Raw genomic sequence first — 21,031 nt, forward strand, 5'->3', positions numbered from 1 at the left:
GGGGCAGGATCACTCGCAGGCGTAAGACACGCCGTTTGCGGCGTCGATTTTGCGGATCACCTCCCAGAAATCCTTGTAGTTCATCTCGATGAACTGCGACTCGTTGGATTTGGAGAACTCCTCCTGCAGCGACGAGCCTTCCCAGGGGAAGGTCATGAAGGCGTCCTTGATCTGGTCCTGCAACTCGGGCTTGAGGTTGTAGACCACGCCAAAGCCGGTGGTCGGGAAGGTCTGCGACTTGTAGATCGACACCACCTGTTCCGGCTGGATCACGTCGCGTTCGATCATGCGAGACATGACGGAATTGGCGATGGCCCCGGCGGTGTAATCCTTGTTGGCGACACCGAGGATGGTGTTGTCATGCTTGCCCGAGAAGACGGGTTCGAAATCGCGCTCCGCCTCCATGTCGTAGTCGCCCTTGAGGATGGCGGAGGGGGCTTTGAACCCGCTGTTGGAGGTCGGTGAGGAGAAGGCCAGCTGCTTGCCCTTGATGTCCTCAATCTTTTCCACGCCCGAGCCGGGATAGGTGATGATTTCCATCTCGTAGCCAAATCCGCCGTCCTCGGACGCCATGATGGTAAAAGGACGGAAGCCCGCGCAGTTCACCGCCAAGGGGTTCGATCCGGTGTTGAAGCCCGAGATGTGCAGCCGGCCCGAGCGCATCGCCTCGATCTGGGCGGCGTTGTTCTGCACGGGGAAGAAGATCACGTCCTTGCCGGTCTTCTCCTTGAGGTAATCGAGGAAGTCCGACCATGCCGTCTTGTAGACCGCAGGATCCTCCACCGGGGTGTAGGCAAAGACCAGCGTGTCCGGGTCGATCCACTGGCTTTCATCCGTGGGCACGTCCGCCACCAGATCGCCGTCCGCGTCGCAATAGCGCGCGTCCAGATCGCCGTGCGGGCAGTCCTGCGCCTGTGCCGCCGTGGCCAGCAGCGCCGCCACCGATGCGCCGAGCATCAGCCTGAGTGTCTGTGTCATGTAGTTTCCTCCCATGTGTGCGGCAGTTTCACCGCATTGTTTTCAGTCCGCCGGAATGAACTCGACGCCTCCCGCCGTCAGTGTCCCGGCAATCTCCGGCCCCGGCACGCGATCCACGATCACGCTGTCGAGGTCTCCCGGTCCTCCAACCGCGTTCAGACCCCGAGTGCCGAATTTCTCCGCGTCGATCAGCAGATGGCGCCGCGCGGCACGGCCCAGCATCGCGCGCTTCACGGCGGCAAACCCCCGCACGCTTTCCGAGGGTCCATCCTCCGTCAGCCCCGAAGCGCCGATCATGCAGCGGTCGACGTTGAACCGCGCGAGATAATCGAGCGTATCGGTCCCCACCACGGCACTTTCCGCCGGCAGGTACTCGCCCGGGCACAAAAGCACCTGCTGAGGTCCCTGCGCAAGCGTCATGGCCACGGGAATGGAATTGGTGATGACGGTGCAGGTCGTGCCGCGCAGGGCGAGAGCGCGCGCGAACTGGATCGTCGTCGATCCCGAATCCACCATCAGCGTTTCGCCCTCCTGCACCAGTTCCGCCGCGCGCCGCCCGATGCGTTCGCGTTCCCCGATGCGGGCGTGGGCGCGTTCGTCAAGCCCGGGATAGTGGCCCGCGCCGGTCGCCATCGCGCCGCCATGGGCGCGCGCCACCAGCCCGTCGTCGGCCAGCGCGTCGAAGTCGCGCCGGACGGTCTCTGTCGAGACGTTGAAGCGTTCGGCCAACTCGGAAATCCGCAGGTGCGGACGCAGCTTCAGTTCCAGCAGGATCTGCTCACGCCGCTCCGACTTGCGCAGCCTTTGCGGCGCCGGTTCGGGTTTCGGGGATTGGATGCCGGTCACTGCCACGTTGCGTCCTGACTCGCGTTTCACCGTCATGTTTGTGGGTTTGCGCTCGTTTTACAATCATTTTTGTTGCATATGCCTCATCTTTGCGGTGGTCTTTGGCCAAACACCTCGATTCAACCAGACGATTGTGGAAAGGGCAGGGGCACCGGTGATCGGTTTCCTTATACATCTCTCGGCGGCCGTGGCGCTGCTGTTGTGGGCGGTCCGGCTGGTCCGCACAGGGATCGAGCGTGCCTTCATGACACAGGTGCGGCAGGGCCTGCGCAGGGTGTGCCAGAACCGGCTGACCGCGGCGATGGGCGGCGCTCTGGCCGCGATGCTGATGCAAAGCGGGACCGCCGTGACCCTGATCGCCAGCGGTTTCATCGCCTCTTCGGCGATCGCGCCTGCGGCGGCGCTGGTCCTGATCGTCGGTGCGGAGCTTGGCTCCGCCCTGATGGCGCGCGTCCTTTTCCTGCCGATCCAGAGCGCGATCCCCGTCCTCGTACTGGCCGGGGTGATACTGAATTTCCGCAAGCACAACCATGCGCTGAAGCAGGCCGGGCGGGTGCTGATCGGTCTGGCGCTGATCCTGCTGGCGCTCGGCATGATCCGTGCCGCGACCGCGCCCATCGCCGCAAACGACATCGTGCGCGCCATCGCCGCCTACCTCGCCGGGGACCTGCTCAGTGCGTGGGTGCTGGGCGCGCTCCTGGCGTGGTCGATGCACTCCAGCCTCGCCGCCGTGTTGACGGTAGCCAGTTTCGCCGCGACCGGGCTGACCGCCGGCCCGGTGGCCGCAGCCCTCGTGCTGGGCGCGAACTTCGGCGGCGCGATCATCCCCATGACGCTGCTTTCCGGCACCGGACGCGACGTGCGCGCGGTGGTCACCGCCAACACCCTCGCAAGGGGAAGCCTCGCCGTCGCCGGTCTCCTGGCGCTGCACATCGTCGAAACGGAGGCACTGTTCCCCGCGCTGGAGCAGGGCACGCGCGCGGTCACGTTGCACATCCTCTTCAACCTCGCTCTGGCGGTCTTCGTGCTGCCGTGGCCGGGCCTCTTTCTGGACATCTCCGGTCATCTTGTGCGGTCGGACCCGGACGCCCCGCAGGACGATCTGAGCGCGCTCGACCCCGACGCGGTGGCCGATCCGCGCCTCGGCATTGCCTGCGCCCGCCGCGAGCTGATGCGCATGGGCGAAACGGTCCAGGCGATGCTGGTGCAGGTCAAGCCGCTGTACCGCGCCTGGGATGCCGAGGCCGAGGCGCGCATCCTGCGGCTGGAAGAGGCTGTCGACCGGATGCACTTCGAGTCGAAACTCTACATCTCCCGCCTGCGCGCCGGAGAGTTGTCCGACAGCCAGTCACGTCAGACACTGGAACTGGTGACCGTGGCCAACGGGCTGGAAGAAGCCGCCGACCGCATCGCCGTCAACATGCTCGCCATCGCCCGCAAGATGCACCGCAAGGCCGTCAACTTCTCCGGCGAGGGAGTGAGCGATCTGGAGAAGCTGCATGATGTCGTCTGCTCCAACGCGCAGCTCGCGATGGGTGTTTTGACCACCGGCAACCCCGACGATGCGCGGCAACTGGTCGCCCAGAAGGACGAAATGCGCGGACTGGAACAGCGCCTGCAGGAACGTCACCTGCAACGTCTACAGGACCGGAGATCGGACAGCGTCGCCAGCACAAACATGCACCAAGAATGCCTGCGCCTGCTGAAGCAGATCAACACGTCCTTCACCTACGCCGCCTATCCGATCCTCGAAGAGGCCGGCGCCTTCCTCGGCAGCCGCCTGACCCGCAACGCCTGATCCGAAGGCCTGACAGGCGCGGCGTCTGGCTGGCGCGGCACCGGCGAGTGCGAAACGGCACATGTATGTAAAGAAAACGACCCACAAAAATCGGCGCCCCGAAGGGCGCTGTCCGCTAGGATCACGATTTTGTGTGGAGGCGAGTACCGGAATCGAACCGGTGTACACGGATTTGCAATCCGCTGCGTCACCACTCCGCCAACTCGCCAGAGTTCCGCCTGATTAGGGCCACCGCTTTGGGACGTCAAGCGGTTATCCGTGGTCTTTTCACTTGCCTCCGAAACAGGTCGTCGGGCCTGCGCGCGTCGCGCTCCTCGGTTCTGCCGGAGCATTCGGCAGTTGCGACACGACCATCAAGTTTGACCGGCTCAGACATTGCCGCCCCGTTCGGGATGTGTCACAACGCAATTCAGGCCTCTGAACGAAAGAGTTTAGTGCATGAGCGATTTTGCCACACGACGCCGGATGATGGTCGACACGCAGGTGCGTCCCTCCGACGTGACCGAATTCCCGATCATCGAAGCGATGCTCACCGTGCCGCGCGAAGCCTTCGTGCCGCGTGACCGGATCGAAGCCGCCTATGTAAGCGAGCATGTGCCGCTGGGCGGCGGGCGCGTACTTCTGGACCCGCGCGTCTTTTCCAAGATGCTGGACGCGCTGGACATTTCCAACGCCGACCTCGTGCTCGACGTGGGGTCCGGGCTGGGCTACTCCGCCGCCGTGATCGCCCGCATCGCCGAGGCGGTCGTCGCCGTCGAGGATGACGAGACGCGCGCGTCCGAGGCGCAGTCGCTCCTGTCGGAGCACCACGCCGACAACGTCGTCCTGCACGAAGGCCCGCTTGACGCGGGTGCGGCAGAGCATGGCCCCTACGACGTCGTCATCGTCGAGGGTGGGGTGGAGACGCTTCCCGACACGCTGTGCGACCAGCTGAAGGAGGGCGGCCGCATGGCGGTTATCTTCATGGAAGGCGAACTGGGCACCGTCCGGGTGGGCCGCAAGTACGACGGCGAAATCAACTGGCGCTTCGCGTTCAACGGCACGGCGCCTGTCCTGCCGGGGTTCACGAAAGAAGAAGCGTTCGCGCTCTGATACAACCGGACGAGAAGCCGGGACGGGACTTTCGATGGGGGCAGCTATGCTGAGCAGACTTCGTGCGACATGTGTCGGAGGGGTGGCCGCGATTGCGGTTTCGGTCGCGACAGCCACCGCGGGTTGGGCCGAAACTCTGGCCGAGACACTCACCTACACCTACATACACAGCGGGGTTGTGGAGCAGAACCGCGCCCTGCTGCGCGCCGCCGACGAGGATGTGGCACAGGCGCTTGCGAACCTGCGTCCCGTCCTGAACTGGTCGGGGTCGGTGCGGCGCCAGTACGGCACCGCCGGTGCCAACAACCTGACGTCCCGCAACATCACCCACGACGCGACCGTCGGCCTCAGCGCCGAGATCGTGCTGTACGCAGGCGGCCGCAACCGGCTGGGCGTCGATGTCGCCAAGGAATCGGTCCTTGCCGCGCGGGCCGACCTGCTGTCCGCCGAACAAAGCATCCTTCTCAGGGCCGCCAAGGCCTTTCTCGCGATCCGCGAATCTGCCCAGACCCTCGGTCTCCGGCAGAACAACGTCCGCGTCATCCGCCAGGAAGTGCGCGCCGCGCGCGACCGGTTCGACGTGGGCGAGGTGACCCGCACCGACGTCGCGCTGGCAGAGGCACGGCTTGCCGCCGCCGTGGCCGCGCTGGCCGCCGCCGAAGGGTCGCTGATCCAGGCGGGCGAGGAATTCCACGCCGTTGTCGGGCGCGACCCCGGCAAACTCGTGACTCCGACGGCGCTGCCGTCTCTGCCGTCCAGCGTCGAGGACGCAAAGCGGCAGGCGTTGCAGCGGCACCCCGACATGCATGCCGCGCAGTACGCTGTGGCCGTGCAGGAACTGAACATCCTCATCGCGAAGGGTGCGATGAAGCCGACCGTCTCGTTGCAGGGCACCTACGGCGTGACGGAGGAATTCGGCAACGACGACTTCTCGCGCGGCGGGTCGGTGTCGCTGCAGGCCGGTGGGCCGATCTACCAGGGCGGGGCGCTGGCTTCGGCGGTGCGCAAGGCCATGGCCGGTCGCGACCAGGCGCGCGCCAACCTTCACGTGGTCAGCCTGGCCATCGAGCAGCAGGTCGGTGTCTCTTACAGTGCTCTGCGGGTCGCCCGCGCCAACAAGACCTCCTTCGAAGAGCAGGTCCGCGCCGCGCAGACCGCCTTCCGCGGTGTCCGAGAAGAGGCGACGCTGGGCGCACGCACCACGCTCGACGTGCTCGACGCCGAACAGGAGCTGCTGGACGCCCGTGCCAACCTGATCTCCGCACAGATCGCGGAATTCTCGGCGGCCTACGACGTTCTGGCGTCGCTCGGTCTGATGACGGCAGATGCGCTGGGGCTGGACGTGCCGCACTTCGATCCGGCGGCCTATTACAACCTCGTCAAGAAAGCGCCCGTGACGCGCAGCAAGCAGGGCAAGGAACTCGACCGTGTCCTTCGTGCCCTCGGAAAAGATTAGTCTTTTTCGCGTCTGTTGTGCGAATTCGCGCAAACGGGTACATTGGTGACGAGGTCAGAGTGGTAGAATAATGTCAGATCCCGTCACGAACATAGAGATAGAGGATATTCTGTCTTCGATTCGGCGACTCGTCTCCGAGGACGGTGGCCCGCGCCATCCCGCCCCGAGAGAGGCGAAGCGCGTCGAAAGGCTTGTCCTGACGCCCGCGTTGCGCGTTCAGGATGCGCCAAAGCCGGACCCCGCGCCGGAACCTATGCTCCTTACGAATCCGGCTGAAACACCCGCGCCCGCCCAGCCCAGTCGGCTGGCCCGGCTGGTGGAGCAAGAGGTCGCCCGTGCCCTGGGGCCGGAGGCGGTTCAGGAAAAACCCGCCGATGAAGACGCGTTCTTCGACGATACCGACGACGGTCTCTTCGACACCGAAGGCTCCGCGCCGGAGGTGGAGGACGACCCCGCCGCCGAAATCGCCGACTGGACCCATGTGCGGCTGTCCGAACCCATGTCGCGCTACGACCACGACGCCATCGGCCAGGACACGCGCGACACGCCCGGGCATGAAACGGCCAAGGACCCGGGCGACACGCCTGCGGATGAAACCGCGCCGGCGGAACCCGATCAGGCCGCGCTGGAGGACGCGCTGGACGCGATCGAGGCTGCCGATGCGGCCTCCTCCGTCGCGCGGAGCGAAGGCGGGGGCGAGGCTCTCTCGCTTGAGGCGCTGCAGGACGTTTGCGACGATGCGGAGGACGACACGCTCGATCTCTCCGCCGTTCTGGCAGAGGCGGAAACCGTCGCCGATTTCGGCCCGATGGATCGCGGGCTCGAGGCGAAGATCGCCGCGCTCGAAGCGCTGATCAACAGCCGGGACGACGGTCATAGGCGCGCCGGCGACGAAGCGAAACAGCCCGCTCCCGACAGCGACGAAGCGGACGAAACCGATGCGGCCCCTGCCAATTCCGGCACGAACCGTGACGCAACGTCATCGGATATCGCCGCGGGCGAAGACGCCTCCGAGGCCCTATCCGACCATATCGACGCGGCGGAGGCGCTTGTTCTCATGATGTCCGACAAGGCCGAGTCCTGGGGCTCCGAGGAGACGTCGGAGGATATGCGTGACGCTCCCGGTCACACAGACGTGATGGCGTCCACGCGCCCGACGCTCTCTGTCGTCAGTGACGAGGAACGCGACGTCTGGGACGATCTGGCCGACGAGGGGCCCGAAACCGACGCTGAACCGGAACCCGATGCCGCCAGCAGGCCGGAGGACAGCAGCGCCCGCGCGGCCACTGGCCCGGCCTTCCGCCACCGCCCGCCGGAGGCGACGCCCCGCCATCGTCCGCCGGAGGCGACGCTCGACTGGGAAGATCACGCGCCCCGCAGGGACGGCGCGCGCCATGTGTCGTCGCCGCATCACGATGCCGACCGAGAGGAAGAGACCCGGCAACCCGTTTCTCAGGCGCCCGGTGACGTGCCGATCCTGGACGAGGCGATGCTGCGCGACATGGTGTCGGACATCGTGCGCCAGGAGCTTCAGGGCGTGCTCGGAGAGCGGATCACCCGCAACGTGCGCAAACTGGTCCGCCGCGAAATCCATCGCGTGATGATGACTCAGGAATTCGACTGACGCGCATTCCGGCGCCAGACGCCACGTGGGCGCAATGCAAACATATGGTTAAAAAAGAAAAACCCGCTCCGAAGAGCGGGTTTTTTCCATCTTGGCAGCAGTTTCGGTTCAGGCGGCTTCGGCCTGCTGAGCGGCATGACGACGCTCGCTTTCTTCGCGCGACAGTGCGACGGACGTACGAACGCCCTTCGAGACGAACTCCATCAAACCGTTCACGACACGCTCGTTCGGGTCGATCCCGGCACAGGACAGAACTTCGCGGCCATCGCGCGAACGTGCCCAACGGGCGATCTGCTCCGGCCCGTTGCCATACTTCTTGTCATCGGCAATTGCATCATCCAGAGCGGCCAGAACCACGGCCGCAAACAGTTTGCGGGCACGGTTGCCTTGCTCGGCATTGAATGCAGTGCCGTCAACGAAATCCTTCATAGTGCGACCTTTGATTATTGCTCTTGTGTTCGGCGTAACGCGGCTTATGGCGTATCTGTTCCGATTCGGATACCCCGATACCGCATAGCTCCTTTGCGGTTGGTGCATGGCTTCTGCAAGTGCAGCACGACATATCGTTGTCTTGCCAGCCACTCACTGGCCAGATATAGGAGCGGCCAAAGTTCCATCAACCTTTCGACACGGAAAAGCTCCTATGCCCAAGATCAACGGTAACGAGATCCGTCCAGGCAATGTTCTAGAGCATGACGGCCATCTTTGGGCCGCTGTGAAGGTCGATCATGTAAAGCCCGGAAAGGGCGGCGCTTTCGCCCAAGTCGAGCTCAAGAACCTGCGTAACGGATCAAAACTGAACGAACGGTTCAGATCCGCGGACAAAGTCGAGCGTGTGCGCCTGGAACAGAAGGACATGCAGTTCCTGTTCGAGTCCGACGGCCGCCTGACCTTCATGGACACGGAAACCTTCGAGCAGGTCGAACTCGACGCCGACATCCTCGGCGAGCGTCGTCCGTTTCTGCAGGACGGCATGACCATCGTCGTGGAATTCCACGACTCCGAGGCGCTGAACGCCACGCTGCCGCAAAAGGTCGTCTGCACCATCGAAGAGACCGAGCCGGTGGTGAAAGGCCAGACAGCGGCCAACAGCTTCAAGCCCGCGCTGCTCGACAACGGCGTGCGCGTGACGGTGCCGCCGTTTGTCGGAACGGGCGAGCAGATCGTCGTGAACACCGAGACCATGGAGTATTCGGAACGCGCATAACCCGCGCGGCCTGAACCCATTCCCCCGTGCAACCGCCGGGGGCGATATACAGACATGAAAGGCCTCCGGCTCTTACAGCCAAGGAGGCCTTTTTCATGATTACCGAAGCCACGCAGAGCGACCTGGGCGGGCTTGTGCCGCTCTTTCGGTCCCTGAACGATCTGCACGCGGTCCACGTGCCCGACCGTTTCCACGATGCCGCCAGCGACGCCGATCTGCACGACGTGCTGCAGGGCGCATGGCAGGGCGGTAGCCGCTTCCTCGTCTACCGCACTGAAGGCGTGGCCCGGGGCTACCTCAAATGGCAGATGATGCCCGTGGGGGTCGCCGCGCTGGAACGGCCCCGCCGCATTGCGCTTCTGGATCACATCTGGGTGGAACCGATCTGGCGGCGCCGGGGGCTGGCCTCGCGCCTGATCGACCGGTTCGAACAGGACAGCGCCCGGGCAGGGGCGCAGGGCTGGACGGTGCGGGTGCACGCCTTCAACGCCGCCTCCGCCGCGCTCATGCGGCGCCATGGGGCGGAGCTGTCGGTGCAGGCCTTCGACAAATACGCCGCGCCCGTCCGGGCCAGTGCCCCGACCAGTGCCTAGACGCGGGCCGCCGTCAGCAGGCGTTCCACCAGCCCGTAGTAGCTGCCGCCGAAAAGGTGCAGGTGCACCAGCGCGGGGAACAGCTGGTAGATCGGACGGCGCGCTTCGTGTCCTTTGCGCAGCGCGCCATAGCCGTCATGGAAGGCGTGGTCCGGCTTGCCGAACAGGTGCAGCATGGCCAGGTCCACCTCCGGATCGCCGAAGTAGCAGGCCGGGTCGATCATCCACGCCCGGTCGCCGGAGAACACCGCGTTGCCCGTCCACAGATCGCCATGCAACAGCACGGGCGTCACGTCCTCCAGCCGGTCGGGCAGGGCTGAGGCCAGCGTTTCGACCCGTCGGGCTACGGGGCCGGGCAGGTGCGGCAGAAGCGGCAGCAGCCGCGCCTCGCACCAGAAGGAGGGCCAGTCCGGGCGGGGCGCCATGTCGAGCCGCAGCGCGCCAAAGGCGTAGCCCTCGGGCCACCCGGTGTCGTCGCCCGTTGTCGCGTGCAGCCGCCGCAGGCCCCGACCCAGCGCGTGCCAGCCGTCTTCGGTGGCGGGGCCTTCCTCCAGCCATTCGAGGCAAAGCACATCGCGGCCCTGGAAAAGCACGCGCGGCACCGGCGCGCCGCTGCGGTCCATGGCCTGCAGCATCCGCGCCTCGACCCCCACGTGGGCGCCGACCTTCACCGCCATGCGGCGGCCATCGGCCAGATCCACGCAGGCCACCTCGGACAGGTCGCCGCCGTGCAAGTGTCGGATCGCCGTCACCGGGGTCTCCAGCGCCGCGGCAAGGTAGGGGCCGGAGATCACCTAGTTGGCCATTGAAACGTGGACATCGCCGGCCATCATGTCGTCTCCGGCGCGGTCGAAGCGCAGGTAGGCGATGGCCGAGTCACCCGACTGGGTGAACAGCGTACCGGCCTCCTTGCCGTTGCTGACGATCTTCGTGCCTATCGGCGCGTGGCCGTCTATGGCGACCCGGGCCAGCCCCTTGCGCAGCTCGGTCTTGTGCTTCATCCGGGCGGTCACTTCCTGCCCGACATAGCAGCCCTTCTTGAAATCGACGCCGTTCAGGCGCTCGAACCCGGCTTCCAGGATGAAGGTGTCGGGGGTCAGCTCCACCCCGGCGCGCGGCACGCAGGCGGCGACGCGCAGCGCGTCCCAGTCGGCCTCTCCGGCGGGTTGTCCGGCATAGCCCCGCCAGCCCAGCCGGGGATCGCGCGGATCGGCAAAGGCGCCTTCGGGCGGGGTGCCCGTGCCGCGGGTCACCACGACGTCCGTCTCGGTGATTTCCACCGGCGTGCGTAGCTTGTACATGGTCAGCGCCTGCATCAGGCTGACGGCCAGCGCGACCTCCACGTCGATCAGCACGTCCTCGCCATCCGGCACAAGGAAGAAGTCCGCGCGGTATTTGCCCTGCGGCGTCAGCAGGGCGGCATAGACCAACCCCTTTTCCAGCCGCGCCACATCGTTTGTCACCAGTCCCTGAAGGAATTCCCGCGCCTTGGCGCCGTGGACCCTCAGGACGGTTCGGCTCTCTTGCGTCATGTTTACTTTCACCTTTGGCTTCAGGGTGTCATATAGGCCCGCGAACCCAGAGATGACAGACATGCGCGCTCCGATCACCGTTCTGATGCCGACACTCGACGCGGCGGCCCATATGCCGCGCGCGCTGGCGTCGCTGGGCGAAGGGCTGACCCAGGGGCTGATCCGCGAACTGGTGGTCAGCGACGGCGGCTCGACCGATGCGACGCTCGACATCGCCGACGCGGCGGGGGCCGTGATCGTGACCGGACCGGCCTCGCGTGGCGGGCAGTTGCGCCGTGGGGCGGCAGAGGCGCGGGCCGACTGGCTGATGGTGCTGCACGCCGACACGATCCTGGAGGAGGGCTGGAACCGCCCCGTGGCCGAGGCCATCCGCGCCCGGCAGGCGGGCTATTTCACGCTGCGCTTCGACGCCCGTGGCCTCGCGCCGCGCGTCGTCGCCGGCTGGGCCAACCTGCGCGCCCGGACCTTCGGGCTGCCCTACGGCGACCAGGGTCTGCTGCTGCCCTTGTCGCTTTACCACGAGGCCGGGGGCTATCCGGATATCCCGCTGATGGAGGACGTGGCCCTCGCCCGGGCCCTGCGCGGACGGCTGAAACCGCTGGACGTCACAGCCACCACATCGGCCGAGCGTTACCGCAAGCAGGGCTGGATCGTGCGCGGCGGACGCAACCTCTCGACGCTGACCCGCTACCTCGCCGGGGCCGACCCGGAAACGCTGGCGCGCCGCTACCGGAGCTGACGGCGCAGACCTTCGCGATGTACGTCAGGGACGCCCCTCAGGGGCCGCAGGAGCGCAATCAGCGGTTGTTCCAAGGCAAAGGGCGCCGACGCGGGACAAGGCCCAGTCACGGGCCGCAGGGCGCCTGTCAGGCCGTTCCGCTGACCGGGTCACCCTCGGCGTCGGCGCCATCCGTGGCCTTGCGGGTCTCGAACTGCATCTTGTAGAGCGCGGCATAGGCGCCGCCCTTATCCAGCAGCGCGTCATGGGTGCCTTCCTCGACAACCCGTCCCGCGTCCATGACCACGATCTTGTCGGCGCTGCGCACGGTGGACAGCCGGTGGGCGATCACGACGGTGGTCCGCCCGACCGCCAGTTCCTCAAGCGCCGCCTGCACGATGGCCTCCGACTGGGTGTCCAGCGCGCTCGTCGCCTCGTCCAGCAGCAGGATCGGCGTGTCGCGCAGCACGGCGCGGGCGATGGCCACGCGCTGTCGCTGACCGCCCGAAAGCGTCGAACCGCGCGGGCCGACCCGCGTGTCCAGCCCGTCGGACAGGCGCGGCAGGAAGTCCTGCACATGCGCGGCCTTCAACGCGGTGGCCAGTTGCTCGTCCGTCACGTTGCGGTCCAGCACGATGTTGGCGCGCAGCGTCTCGTCGAACAGCAGCGCCTCCTGGCTCACGGTCGAGATCATGCCGCGCAGGTCCGCCAGCCGCATGGCCGAAACCTCGGTCCCGCCGATGGTGACCGCGCCTTCCTGCGGATCGACCAGCCGGGTCAGCAGGTGGAAGATGGTGGACTTGCCCGCGCCGGAGGCCCCGACCAGCGCCGTCGTCTTGCCCGGCTCTGCACTGAACGTCACGCCGCGCAGCACCGTGGTGTCGCCGTAGGACAGGCGCACGTCGCGCAGGTCGATGCGCGGTGTGCCGGTGGGGGCGGGCACCGGGTGCTCGGGGTCTTTCAGGGCGGGTTCGGTGTGCATCACCTCGACCACCCGCTCGATGCTGGCGGCGGCGACCTGCCACGATCCGCTCATCGCGCCAAGGCGGCGCAGCGGGTCGAACATCATGCCGATGGCGGTGAAGAACGTCATGAACTCGCCGATGGTCTTGCCGCCGTCCTGAATCTCGCGCCCCGCGAAGAACAGGATGCCGAAGAAGCCCACGCCCGACATGATGTCGATCAGCGCCGGCATCAGCGCCTGTCCGGCGACCGACCGGGTTTCGCCCAGGATGCGCTTCTTGGCCAGCTTGCGGTAGCTCTTGGACTGATACGTTTCGAGCTGGTTCAGCTTCACCGGGGTGATGCCGTGGAAGACCTCGTTCAGCCGCGTCGACTGCCCGGCGGCGATGTTGCGCACCCAGCGGGCGTTGTTGCGCACGTAGCGTTGCAGCAGCGCGCCTGGCGCGATCATCAGCGGCGCCCCGATCAGCGCGATCAGCGTCCATTGCCAGTCCGTCCACATCGCCACGCCGAACAGCCAGATGAAGGTCAGCGCGTCGCGTCCGGCGCCCGTCAGCACGGTGCTCCAGACCTTTGCGATGGCGCCCACGTCGCCTTCGACACGCTGGATCAGATGCCCGGGGCCGACCTCGTTGTGATAGGCCACGTCGAGCCGCATCAGGTGTTCCAGCAGGTCCTGCCGGATGTCGGCCATGCTGCTTTGCGCGGCGCGGTTCAGAACGACCTTCTGCGCCACGCCAGACACCGCGCGGAAGACGAACAGCGCCAGGACGATCAGCCCCACACGCAGCAGAGCGCTGCGGTCGTCGGTCGAAAAGACGTCGTCGAAGAGCGGCTCCATCATCACCGCGAAGCCCGCCGTCATGGAGCTTTCGATGGCCATGAACACCAGCGCGACGGTCAGCAGCTTCCAGTATTTCTTCAGGTAGCGCGTCCACAACCACCCGAGCAGCCGGGTCGGCGGGGTCTGTATCGGAGCTTCCTCGCTCACGCGTCGCGCTCCGCCATGAGCTGGGCTGCCACCTCCGCCTCGGCGCGGCGCGCCTCCCAGCCCTCTTGCAGGGCGCTGGCGCGGTATTCGTGGCGGATCCACTCCTCGAAGCCGATCTGCCCCAGCGCAAGCCGCGCGCCATAGACCCGCAGGATATAGTCCTGCACGCCGGTCTTGGTGAAATCGAGGTGGATGTACTTCAGACCAAGCTGCTTCTGCGCGACCTCAAGCGGCGCGTCCTCGAAGATCAGCAGATACATCGCCGCGACGAAGCCCGCGCGATCCGCGCCGGACTTGCAGTGGAACATCACGGGCTTTTCGGCGGCGCGCAGGGCGTCGATCACCGCCTCGATCTTGCTGCGCGGGGCGGCGGTGCGGGCCCAGAGCTTTGCATCGACCAGCGTCAGGCCGAGGGTCTCGCAGCTTTCCCGCTCGAACAGGTATTGCGCCCGAACGTCCGGGCCGCGCAGGTTGATGACCGTCCGGATGCCCATCTTCGCATAGCGTTCGAACCGGCCATGCGTAGGCTGGTTCGAGCGATAGACGCCCGGCGCGATCTCGAAGAAATTGGTCCACAGGACGCGCAGAAAGGCATGGTCGAACAGGTGGAAATGCAGCTTCGACCAGCGCCGTGCCTTCGGATCCGTGATGTCGGTGCCGAAGGAATAGCGCAGGCGACGTTCCGCCTTGTCCAGTTTGTCGCGCAGTCGTGCCAGCATCGAAGGTTCCAAGCGTCAGTGTCGCCGTGTACGCGGCAAACCCCCCGGTGTCCAGCGACAGGCCGGTGAACAGGCCGGTGACATGCGGCATCCGGGGGGATTGACGGCGCGGCGCAGGCGGTGAAGGGTCGCGCCGTTGTGGAATATGGAGGACCGGATGACACTTTCACAGGGGCGTGCCCACGTTGCGATTCCCGGCCCTTCGGTGATGCCGGACGCGGTGCTGCAGGCGATGCACCGCCCGGCGCCCGACATCTATTCGGGCGACCTGCACGGCATGGTCGACAGCCTCGTGCCCGATCTGCGCTACGTGGCGGGGACGACGGGTCATGTCGCCATGTACATCTGCAACGGCCACGGCGCGTGGGAGGCATCGCTGTCGAACGTCGTGGCGCCGGGCGAAACCGTGCTGGTGCCCGCCTGCGGGCGCTTCGGCCTCGGCTGGGCCGAGGTGGCGGGCGGACTCGGCATCGAGGTCGACCTGATCGACCACGGCCGCCAGCGCCCCATCGACCCGGAGCTGGTCCGCGCCGCGCTGCGCGCCGACAAGGGCCAGAAGATCAAGGCGGTGCTGGCGGTGCACACCGATACCTCGTCCTCCGTCCGCTCCGACATCGCGGCGCTGCGCAAGGTGCTGGACGAGGAAGGGCACCCCGCGCTCCTGATGGCGGATTGCGTGGCCTCGATGGCCTGCGACGAATTCCACATGGACGACTGGGGCGCCGACGTGGCGATCACCGGTTCGCAGAAGGGTCTGATGGTGCCCCCGGGCATGGCCTTCGTGTTCTTCAACGACAAGGCCAAGGCGGTGCGCGCCGCCATGCCGCGCGTGACGAACTACTGGGACTGGACCCGGCGGGCCGAGCCGGAGATGTTCTACCAGTACTTCGGCGGCACCGCGCCCACGCACCACCTTTACGGCTTGCGCGCCGCGCTGGACATGATCCGCGCCGAGGGGATGGAGGCGATCTGGACCCGCCACGCCCGGCTGGCCGGCGCGCTCTGGGCCGCGGTGGAGCACTGGGGCCAGGACGGCCCCTTCAAGCTCAACATCGCCGATCCCGCACACCGCTCTCACGCGGTGACGGCCATGGCGATCGGCAAGGGCAACGCCGACCGGCTGCGCAAGTGGTCCTCGGAACAGGCGGGCGTGACGCTGGGCGTGGGCCTTGGCGTGACGGACCCGGACGACCCCACGGCCTCGGGCTATTTCCGCATCGGCCACATGGGCCACGTCAACGCGCACATGATGCTGGGCACGCTGGGCGTGATCGAAACCGGGCTGAAGGTCCTGAACATCCCGCACACGCCGGGCGGCGTGGCGCAGGCGGCAGAGGCGCTGGCGGCAGGCTGACCGTCATACGTGATCCGCAGGCAACCCAAAGGAGCGCCTGCGGCGCACAGGTCGTCTCGTACGGGGGCCATAGCCCCCGTCCTCGTGATGGGCGCGGGGCCAGGTGGGCCGGGTCTGGTGAAGGGCCAAACGGCGGCAGGGCCCTTGCGGAGACGGACGCTGGCGCCGGTCAGGCCTTGTCGGTATTGCCCGAGGTCGGCTCGACCCCTGCGTCCCTGCGGCGGCGGGCATGGTCCAGCCGGGTGATCAGGTGGTTCAGGAGCGCCGCGATCAGGATCAGCGGCGCAAGGCCCCAGACATACCAGATCGCAGTGAAGATCCACAGCAGGTTGACGAAGAGCAGGATCATGTTGGCGGTCATGTAGTCCTCGACCGGTTGCGGATGGTGGTTCTGCATTGCGGCGGCTCCGACACCTGATCCCGCACCCGTTCCGGGTGCCTCGAACCAGAGCCTAGCGCATCCGCGACAGGAGTCCCGTTCACTCTGCGGGAATTTGGTAAACCCTGTGTTAACGCATCCGCCAACGCAGCCCGTGGTGCAGCCCGAAACGCAATCTAAGGCCGGTTACGCGGCGCGCGCCTTTGCCAGTGCCTTGGGAAGGGCCTGTTCGAGGACGTCCATGTCCTCGGGCCGCCCGGCGGTGATGCGGATGCAGCGGTCCTGCGGCGGCACGAAGGGCATGCGGACGAACACGCCGTCCTCGGCCAGCGCGGCCAGCACGGCGCGGGCGAAGGCGCCGTCGCCACGGCAGTCCACCGCGACGAAGTTCGTGCCGGAGGGCAGGGCGGTCAGCCCGTTGGCCTCGGCGATACGGGCGATGCGGGTCTTCGAGTCGTCGACCAGCCGCAGCACGTCGCCCAGCCACGCCTTGTCCTGCAGCGCGGCCAACGCGCCCGCGAGCGAGATGCGCGACATGCCGAAGTGGTTGCGGATCTTGTCGAAGGACTTGATCAGCCCCTGCGCGCCCACGGCGTAGCCGATGCGCGCCCCGGCCATGCCATGCGCCTTCGAGAAGGTGCGGAAGCGAATCACGCGCGGGTCCTCGGGGTCCAGATCGGGCGTGGTGCCGCTCGGTGCGAACTCGATATAGGCCTCGTCCAGCGCCAGCACGCAGCCGTCCGGCAGGTGATCCAGCGCAGCGGCGATGTCGCTGCCCTTGTGGAAGGTGCCCATCGGGTTGTCGGGGTTCGAGAGGTAGACGATCTTTGCGTCGACCTCGGCCGCCTTGGCGAACAGCGCCGCCGGATCTTCGTGGTCGCCTGCGAACGGCACCTTGTGCAGCACGCCGCCATAGCCCGCCACATGATAGTTGAACGTCGGATAGGCGCCGTCGGACGTGACCACCGCGTCGCCCGGCGCCACCAGCAGGCGCACGAAGTTCCCCAGGAGCCCGTCGATCCCGGACCCCAGAACGATATTGGCCGGCGTCACCCCCATCTGCTCGGCCAGCGCGCCCTTCAGGTCCAGATGGCTCGAGTCGGCGTATTTCCAGATCTCCACCGCCTCGTCCTGCATCGCCGCGATGGCGAAGGGCGAGGGGCCGAACACGCTTTCATTGGCGCCCAGCCGTGCGCGGAACGGCGCACCGCGCTGGCGTTCCAGCGCTTCGGGGCCGACAAACGGTACGGTTGCGGGAAGATCGGCGATCGGGGCGGGGTAACGGGGTCCTCTCATGGCTGCGCACTATGGCGCGGGATTTTCGCCGTGCAAGCGTTATCGCAGGAACCTGCGCCTCGCCGCGCGGGCGATGCCGGACGCGGCACAAGACCGGCGATCCGGGGCACGCGGCCTTTCCTGTCCTTGGCGTTCGTGGCGCCCCGACATGCCGACGATGCGCCATCCCCCTGCGTCTTCTATGCGGTCCTCTCGGGCAGCGCTGAGGTCTCCGCCACGAAGCGCAGGCCCGCCGCGTTCCCAAGCTCCGAACGGCATTTTGCCGGGGCGCTCCCGCACCGCATTGCCCGCGCCGGACGGGGTGGAGACGCCAGAGACACGGGTCGGAGAACCGGGCCGGCGATTTGGGCCGAAGAGACAGACCGGAACCGCCGGCCTTCGGCCCGAACCTCGCCTGCCAGCACTTCGATCAAACTGCGCGGCGATCAGACTGTGCTTGGATCAGACTGTGCCTGGTTCAGACTGCGCCAGCCTTTTGTCCCGGGGACCTTCCCGGATAGGTCACCCGTCGCGCCAGCACCGGCGCGGTGCCGTAACTCTCGGGATCGTCAAGGCAGCGGACCACGTACTCCGCCACGTCGGCCCGGCTGATGACGCCCATCCGCCACGTGTCGGGCGCGACCATCACGTCGACGTCGTGGCAAGCGCGGTTGGCCGTCAGGATCGTCGGCCGCACCAGCGTCCAGTCCAGCGACGAGGCACGGATGATCTCTTCCTGCCGGGTCTTGTCCTTGTAGGGCTCCGACAGCAGGAACCGGTGGCCCAGCCGCTCCGGCGCCGAAAGTGCCGACACGCTGTCGCCCGCGCCGATGCCCGTGATCGCCACCAGCCGCCGGACGCCCTTCGCCTCCATCAGCGGAACCAGCGCCCGCGTCGCGTCGGAGAACAGCGTCACCCGCCGCCACAACATCGCGACGCTCTCCTTGATACCCAGCGCCATCACCACCGCATCGACCCCCTCCAGCGCGGGGCCCAGATCGGTCGGGTTCGTGGCGTCGCCGGCCACCGGTTCCAGCCCGTCGCGCGGGGCCATCCTCCCGGCCGAGCGCGACATCGCGCGCACCGTGTGACCCGCCGCCAGCGCGGCCTCCACCACCTTCAGCCCGGTTCCCCGGCTGGCCCCCAGCACAAGCAGTTTCATGGTGACGCGCCTCCCGCAGGTTGTTGCCCTTCACGCTTCCTTAACTTGACCCGGCAGCGGCAAAAGGCCAGTTTCGCCGCCGAGCAGTGCAGGAAAGAAATACCATATGCGCAATCCGCCGCCCTTCGCCCCTTTCGAATGGATGATCGCGTGGCGCTACCTCCGCGCGCGCCGGGCCGAAGGCGGCGTGTCCGTCATGACCTGGATCAGCCTCGTCGGCATCACGCTGGCGGTCTTCGCCCTGATCGCGACGCTGGCGGTGCGCTCCGGCTTCCGGGCGGAGTTCGTCGATACGATCCTCGGCTCCAACGCCCACATGACCGTCTACAGCACGACCCGCACAGACGAGGCGGGCAACCCCGACCGCACCATCGCGGATTACGAGGGCATGGCGCAGCAGGTCGAACGCGTGCCCTTCATCCAGCGCGTGGCCCCGCTGGTCAAAGGCCAGGTCATGGCCACGGCCAACGGCAACAACGCCGGCGTCGAGGTCTTCGGCATCGCCCCCGACGACCTGAAGGCCATCCCGCGCATCGCCGATCCGGAAACCGGACGCGGCGACCTCGACCGCTTCGGGGAGGGCGTGGCCATCGGGTCCGGCGTCGCGATGATGCTGGGCGTGGGCGTCGGCGACGACGTGAAGCTGATCTCGCCCAACGGGGTCAAGACCGCCTTCGGCGTTTCGCCGCGCGTGAAATCCTACACCGTGACGTGGATCTTCACCGCCGGGCGCTACGACATCGACCGCACCCGGATCTACATGCCCTTCACCGAGGCGCAGCTTTACTTCAACCGCGAAGGCGTGGCCGACGAGCTGGAGGTCATCGTCTCCGACCCCGAAGACGTGGAAAGCTTCGTCCAGCCGGTGTCGGAGGCCGTAGGTCCCGGCGCGCTGATCTGGACATGGCAGGACGCGTCGGGCGGGTTTCTCCGCGCGCTCGAAATCGAGGACAACGTGATGTTCGTCATCCTCTCGGTGCTGGTGCTGATCGCCACGATGAACATCGTTTCGGGCCTCATCATGCTGGTGAAGAACAAGGGCCGCGACATCGGCATCCTGCGCACCATGGGGCTGACCGAAGGCTCGGTCATGCGGGTGTTCTTCATCTGCGGGTCGTTCACCGGGATCATCGGCACGGCGATGGGGGTGATCCTCGGCTGCCTCTTCGCGATCTACATCGACCCGATCTTCGCCTTCGTGAACTACGTGGCGGGGGGCGGCGTCTGGGATCCGTCGATCCGCGGCATCTATGCGCTGCCCGCGCAGCTCCAGATGGCGGACGTGATGTCGGCGGTGATGCTCTCGCTGGGGCTGTCGTTCGTCGTGACGATCTTTCCGGCACGCCGCGCCGCCCGGCTGAACCCGGTGGAGGCCCTGCGATATGAATGACACCCCGCAGGATCCGGTGCTGCGGCTGACCGGGATCGAAAAGGTCTACAACGCAGGCACCCCGGGCGAGATCCGCGTGCTGCGCGGCTGCGACCTCGAAGTGGCGCGCGGCGAGGTCGTGGCGCTGGTGGCGCCTTCCGGCGCGGGCAAGTCGACGCTGCTGCACATCGCGGGGCTTCTGGACACCGCCGACAGCGGCAGGGTGGAGATCGCCGGCGAGGCGATGCAGGGCAAGTCCGATCGCCGCCGCACGCTGGTCCGCCGGGCAGAGGTGGGCTTCGTCTACCAGTTCCATCACCTCCTGCCGGAGTTCACCGCGCTCGAGAACATCGTGCTGCCGCAGCTCGCCAACGGCGTCGCGCGACAGGCGGCAGAGGACCGCGCGCGCGGCCTGCTGGACAGCGTCGGCGTCGGGGAACGCGCGGGCCATCGCCCCGCGGCCATGTCGGGGGGCGAACAACAGAGGGTGGCCTTCTGCCGGGCGATGGCCAACGCGCCGAAACTCCTGCTGGCCGACGAGCCCACGGGCAACCTCGATCCGCAGACCTCGGACCGCGTGTTCGCCGCGCTGATGGACCTCGTGCGCGAAACCGGTCTCTGCGCGCTGATCGCCACCCACAACCTCGAGCTGGCGGCCCGCATGGACCGCCGCGTGCGGATGGAAGACGGTCACCTGCGCGCGGTCGACTGAGGGGGAGGCGGCGCACAGCCCCGCCCTACGATCCGGTCCACGCGGCAACGGGGGCACGCGCCGTCCCATGTGTCGGTGCAAGGTGTCGGCCATCCTGCGCGACAGGCCGTAGGGCGGGGCTTTGCGCCGCCTTCGCCCCAAGGTATTGTCCCGACCCGAACGGCTTCGGACGCGGGCCCGGGCGCCGCAATGCGGTGCCAATGACCTTGTCCGCGACAGTGTCGACCCGCCTGCGACAGAAGCGCCCGTTAACCACATCTGCG

Annotated in this window: 20 protein-coding genes and 1 tRNA gene; 10 read left to right on the plus strand and 11 right to left on the minus strand. The window is 67.0% G+C overall.

What is annotated here, in order from left to right:
- Positions 1-9: 9 nt before the first annotated feature.
- Positions 10-978 carry a phosphate/phosphite/phosphonate ABC transporter substrate-binding protein gene (phnD, locus tag ABFK29_RS06925; protein WP_040605184.1) on the minus strand — a complete coding sequence of 323 codons (969 nt, stop codon included), beginning with the start codon at positions 976-978 and terminating at the stop codon, positions 10-12.
- Positions 979-1,020: 42 nt separating this feature from the next.
- Positions 1,021-1,830 (minus strand): DeoR/GlpR family DNA-binding transcription regulator, encoded by an 810-nt coding sequence (locus ABFK29_RS06930; protein ID WP_347100248.1) that lies wholly within the window; start codon positions 1,828-1,830, stop codon positions 1,021-1,023.
- Between the two features lie 148 nt (positions 1,831-1,978).
- Between ABFK29_RS06930 and ABFK29_RS06935 the strand changes: the two genes are divergently transcribed.
- A complete protein-coding gene (locus ABFK29_RS06935) occupies positions 1,979-3,622 on the plus strand; it encodes a Na/Pi cotransporter family protein (protein WP_040605185.1) in 1,644 nt (547 codons plus the stop codon).
- 134 nt (positions 3,623-3,756) lie between these two features.
- Here the strand turns inward: ABFK29_RS06935 and ABFK29_RS06940 are convergent.
- Positions 3,757-3,830, minus strand: a tRNA-Cys gene (locus ABFK29_RS06940).
- A 230-nt stretch (positions 3,831-4,060) separates the two neighbouring features.
- On the opposite strand from ABFK29_RS06940, the gene ABFK29_RS06945 reads away from it, so the two are divergent.
- The 3 genes from ABFK29_RS06945 (at position 4,061) to ABFK29_RS06955 (ending at position 7,794) form a co-directional block, all read left to right on the plus strand.
- Entirely contained in the window at positions 4,061-4,714 is a 654-nt protein-coding gene (locus tag ABFK29_RS06945; protein WP_040605186.1) for a protein-L-isoaspartate O-methyltransferase family protein, read from the plus strand.
- A gap of 46 nt (positions 4,715-4,760) precedes the next feature.
- Positions 4,761-6,170, plus strand: a complete 1,410-nt coding sequence (locus ABFK29_RS06950; protein ID WP_050772496.1) for a TolC family outer membrane protein — start codon at positions 4,761-4,763, stop codon at positions 6,168-6,170.
- A gap of 253 nt (positions 6,171-6,423) precedes the next feature.
- Positions 6,424-7,794, plus strand: a complete 1,371-nt coding sequence (locus ABFK29_RS06955; RefSeq protein ID WP_040605187.1) for a hypothetical protein — start codon at positions 6,424-6,426, stop codon at positions 7,792-7,794.
- Positions 7,795-7,902: 108 nt separating this feature from the next.
- Here ABFK29_RS06955 and ABFK29_RS06960 read toward each other — a convergent pair whose 3' ends face one another.
- The gene (locus ABFK29_RS06960) at positions 7,903-8,223 is read right to left on the minus strand and encodes a DUF6280 family protein (protein ID WP_005863737.1); all 321 of its coding nucleotides are present in this window, start codon (positions 8,221-8,223) and stop codon (positions 7,903-7,905) included.
- Positions 8,224-8,437: 214 nt separating this feature from the next.
- Between ABFK29_RS06960 and efp the strand changes: the two genes are divergently transcribed.
- Together efp and ABFK29_RS06970 are read left to right on the plus strand one after the other, a co-directional pair.
- Complete coding sequence (efp, locus tag ABFK29_RS06965; protein ID WP_005863739.1) at positions 8,438-9,001, plus strand: elongation factor P; 564 nt, start codon at positions 8,438-8,440, stop codon at positions 8,999-9,001.
- A gap of 95 nt (positions 9,002-9,096) precedes the next feature.
- Positions 9,097-9,594, plus strand: a complete 498-nt coding sequence (locus ABFK29_RS06970; RefSeq protein ID WP_005863740.1) for a GNAT family N-acetyltransferase — start codon at positions 9,097-9,099, stop codon at positions 9,592-9,594.
- Here the strand turns inward: ABFK29_RS06970 and ABFK29_RS06975 are convergent.
- Together ABFK29_RS06975 and ABFK29_RS06980 are read right to left on the minus strand one after the other, a co-directional pair.
- Positions 9,591-10,388 (minus strand): fructosamine kinase family protein, encoded by a 798-nt coding sequence (locus ABFK29_RS06975; protein WP_005863743.1) that lies wholly within the window; start codon positions 10,386-10,388, stop codon positions 9,591-9,593. The genes ABFK29_RS06970 and ABFK29_RS06975 overlap by 4 nt on opposite strands.
- The gene (locus ABFK29_RS06980; RefSeq protein WP_005863745.1) at positions 10,389-11,126 is read right to left on the minus strand and encodes a YgfZ/GcvT domain-containing protein; all 738 of its coding nucleotides are present in this window, start codon (positions 11,124-11,126) and stop codon (positions 10,389-10,391) included.
- Positions 11,127-11,187: 61 nt separating this feature from the next.
- On the opposite strand from ABFK29_RS06980, the gene ABFK29_RS06985 reads away from it, so the two are divergent.
- The gene (locus tag ABFK29_RS06985; protein ID WP_040605188.1) at positions 11,188-11,865 is read left to right on the plus strand and encodes a TIGR04283 family arsenosugar biosynthesis glycosyltransferase; all 678 of its coding nucleotides are present in this window, start codon (positions 11,188-11,190) and stop codon (positions 11,863-11,865) included.
- Positions 11,866-11,992: 127 nt separating this feature from the next.
- Here the strand turns inward: ABFK29_RS06985 and ABFK29_RS06990 are convergent, their stop codons facing one another.
- On the minus strand, positions 11,993-13,690 hold the full coding sequence (locus ABFK29_RS06990; protein WP_430459349.1) for an ABC transporter ATP-binding protein: 1,698 nt from the start codon (positions 13,688-13,690) through the stop codon (positions 11,993-11,995).
- Between the two features lie 104 nt (positions 13,691-13,794).
- Positions 13,795-14,517, minus strand: coding sequence for a tyrosine-protein phosphatase (locus tag ABFK29_RS06995; RefSeq protein WP_005863750.1), 723 nt, complete (start codon positions 14,515-14,517; stop codon positions 13,795-13,797).
- A 157-nt stretch (positions 14,518-14,674) separates the two neighbouring features.
- Here ABFK29_RS06995 and ABFK29_RS07000 point away from each other — a divergent pair, with 157 nt between their 5' ends.
- Entirely contained in the window at positions 14,675-15,871 is a 1,197-nt protein-coding gene (locus ABFK29_RS07000; protein ID WP_040605189.1) for a pyridoxal-phosphate-dependent aminotransferase family protein, read from the plus strand.
- Between the two features lie 169 nt (positions 15,872-16,040).
- On the opposite strand, the gene ABFK29_RS07005 is transcribed toward ABFK29_RS07000, so the two are convergent.
- The 3 genes from ABFK29_RS07005 to ABFK29_RS07015 form a co-directional block, all read right to left on the minus strand.
- Complete coding sequence (locus ABFK29_RS07005) at positions 16,041-16,268, minus strand: hypothetical protein (protein ID WP_005863755.1); 228 nt, start codon at positions 16,266-16,268, stop codon at positions 16,041-16,043.
- Positions 16,269-16,436: 168 nt separating this feature from the next.
- A complete protein-coding gene (locus ABFK29_RS07010; protein ID WP_005863757.1) occupies positions 16,437-17,546 on the minus strand; it encodes a pyridoxal phosphate-dependent aminotransferase in 1,110 nt (369 codons plus the stop codon).
- Between the two features lie 457 nt (positions 17,547-18,003).
- Positions 18,004-18,687, minus strand: coding sequence for an NAD(P)-dependent oxidoreductase (locus tag ABFK29_RS07015; protein ID WP_005863759.1), 684 nt, complete (start codon positions 18,685-18,687; stop codon positions 18,004-18,006).
- 106 nt (positions 18,688-18,793) lie between these two features.
- Between ABFK29_RS07015 and ABFK29_RS07020 the strand changes: the two genes are divergently transcribed.
- Together ABFK29_RS07020 and ABFK29_RS07025 are read left to right on the plus strand one after the other, a co-directional pair.
- A complete protein-coding gene (locus tag ABFK29_RS07020; RefSeq protein WP_005863761.1) occupies positions 18,794-20,077 on the plus strand; it encodes a lipoprotein-releasing ABC transporter permease subunit in 1,284 nt (427 codons plus the stop codon).
- Positions 20,070-20,768: an ABC transporter ATP-binding protein gene (locus ABFK29_RS07025; protein ID WP_005863762.1), complete on the plus strand. Its 699-nt coding sequence runs from the start codon at positions 20,070-20,072 to the stop codon at positions 20,766-20,768. Before ABFK29_RS07020 ends, ABFK29_RS07025 begins: the two co-directional genes overlap by 8 nt.
- The last annotated feature ends 263 nt before the right edge of the window (positions 20,769-21,031 follow it).

It is taken from the genome of Sagittula stellata E-37 (assembly GCF_039724765.1).
Lineage (GTDB): Bacteria > Pseudomonadota > Alphaproteobacteria > Rhodobacterales > Rhodobacteraceae > Sagittula > Sagittula stellata.

Coding starts and splice junctions, on each gene's coding strand:
- phnD (WP_040605184.1), bottom strand. CDS start 978: ATGACACAGACACTCAGGCTGATGCTCGGCGCATCGGTGGCGGCGCTG.
- ABFK29_RS06945 (WP_040605186.1), top strand. CDS start 4,061: ATGAGCGATTTTGCCACACGACGCCGGATGATGGTCGACACGCAGGTG.
- ABFK29_RS06950 (WP_050772496.1), top strand. CDS start 4,761: ATGCTGAGCAGACTTCGTGCGACATGTGTCGGAGGGGTGGCCGCGATT.
- ABFK29_RS06955 (WP_040605187.1), top strand. CDS start 6,424: ATGCTCCTTACGAATCCGGCTGAAACACCCGCGCCCGCCCAGCCCAGT.
- ABFK29_RS06960 (WP_005863737.1), bottom strand. CDS start 8,223: ATGAAGGATTTCGTTGACGGCACTGCATTCAATGCCGAGCAAGGCAAC.
- efp (WP_005863739.1), top strand. CDS start 8,438: ATGCCCAAGATCAACGGTAACGAGATCCGTCCAGGCAATGTTCTAGAG.
- ABFK29_RS06970 (WP_005863740.1), top strand. CDS start 9,097: ATGATTACCGAAGCCACGCAGAGCGACCTGGGCGGGCTTGTGCCGCTC.
- ABFK29_RS06980 (WP_005863745.1), bottom strand. CDS start 11,126: ATGACGCAAGAGAGCCGAACCGTCCTGAGGGTCCACGGCGCCAAGGCG.
- ABFK29_RS06985 (WP_040605188.1), top strand. CDS start 11,188: ATGCGCGCTCCGATCACCGTTCTGATGCCGACACTCGACGCGGCGGCC.
- ABFK29_RS06990 (WP_430459349.1), bottom strand. CDS start 13,690: ATGGCCATCGAAAGCTCCATGACGGCGGGCTTCGCGGTGATGATGGAG.
- ABFK29_RS06995 (WP_005863750.1), bottom strand. CDS start 14,517: ATGCTGGCACGACTGCGCGACAAACTGGACAAGGCGGAACGTCGCCTG.
- ABFK29_RS07000 (WP_040605189.1), top strand. CDS start 14,675: ATGACACTTTCACAGGGGCGTGCCCACGTTGCGATTCCCGGCCCTTCG.
- ABFK29_RS07005 (WP_005863755.1), bottom strand. CDS start 16,268: ATGCAGAACCACCATCCGCAACCGGTCGAGGACTACATGACCGCCAAC.
- ABFK29_RS07010 (WP_005863757.1), bottom strand. CDS start 17,546: ATGAGAGGACCCCGTTACCCCGCCCCGATCGCCGATCTTCCCGCAACC.
- ABFK29_RS07015 (WP_005863759.1), bottom strand. CDS start 18,687: ATGAAACTGCTTGTGCTGGGGGCCAGCCGGGGAACCGGGCTGAAGGTG.
- ABFK29_RS07020 (WP_005863761.1), top strand. CDS start 18,794: ATGCGCAATCCGCCGCCCTTCGCCCCTTTCGAATGGATGATCGCGTGG.
- ABFK29_RS07025 (WP_005863762.1), top strand. CDS start 20,070: ATGAATGACACCCCGCAGGATCCGGTGCTGCGGCTGACCGGGATCGAA.